The 1021-nt window shown below is 62.4% G+C and carries 1 protein-coding gene; it reads right to left on the bottom strand.

The window, feature by feature from the left end; translation table 11 throughout:
* Positions 1-139: 139 nt before the first annotated feature.
* Positions 140-1021 (bottom strand): hypothetical protein (locus ILT44_RS30480; RefSeq protein WP_204243352.1); only part of this gene is annotated, 882 nt, incomplete at its 5' end.

The raw sequence follows: 1021 nt of genomic DNA on the forward strand, positions 1-1021 counted from the left end.
CAGCCTGATCCTGCCGGACAGGCTCAACCCGATCACTCTCTGACGCTGAATGTCAGATCAAATGCCGACTACTACATTCTATTGCAACTGCCAGCACGTCTGCGCTGCGTGCAATGGACGGACTCTGGTGGCGCGGGCGTCATGGAAGTGGCCGCGACAGGCTCTCGAGCAGAGCCTTCGACCTACACAGCTCGAGGACATCAAAGCCCTCGCTGAACCAGCAGAGGATCGGCACAAGGAGATCACGGGCTTCTGCCTGCCGCTTCTGCACACGAAGCATCTCGGCCAAATCACAGGCAGACTTGAGCTCCCACATACGTGCACCCTGCTCCCGCGCAATCTCCAGAGCTTTGCGGTAGCTGCACTCGGCCTCATCAAGACGCCGCAGGAGCAGGAGCAGTTGGGCCTTTATCCGGTACAGCTCGGCGTTGAAGAACCGGCTGCCCGTCTCCTCCGTCCAAGACAGGGATTCCTCAATAACCCGCAAGCCTTCCTCAGGGGTGCCGCAACGACCATAGGCCCGGGCCAGCACGCCGTCGTGCAGAGATCGTGCAAAACCCGGCTGCGGGTGCCGGCGCTTGTACTCCATCTGCTCAGGATCGTTATGCAGAGCCACCGCCACAAGCCGCTCGCGCCGGGCCACCTGCTGCCGCTGCCCGGAGAGGCCCCACTCCGTCGCAAGAGCCATGGTCGCCTCGTTGGCTCTCCGGACCCCCTCCCAGTCATCCATCAGTTCAGCCAAGTGACCCGACATATGGACGGCATGAGCAGTACTCAGGTGGTGCCCGCCACGATGGCCAGCGGCGATTGCATCGGCCACTGCCTGCCGAGCGCGGTCGGGGTAGCCCCTGACCCACAGCACGCAGCCGCCGAGGACCAGCAGGTGCGGACTAGGGTCATCGACCTGTTCGATCAGAGTTTCGGGCCAGGGACCATCCTCGTAGAGGCTTATCCCACGCTCAAAATGCTCCTGAGCCTCCGCAAACTTGCCAAGCTTGTAGCGGGCATTCAGGAGGGACCT

The sequence above is a fragment of the Microvirga arvi genome (assembly GCF_016892765.1).
Taxonomy (GTDB): domain Bacteria; phylum Pseudomonadota; class Alphaproteobacteria; order Rhizobiales; family Beijerinckiaceae; genus Microvirga; species Microvirga arvi.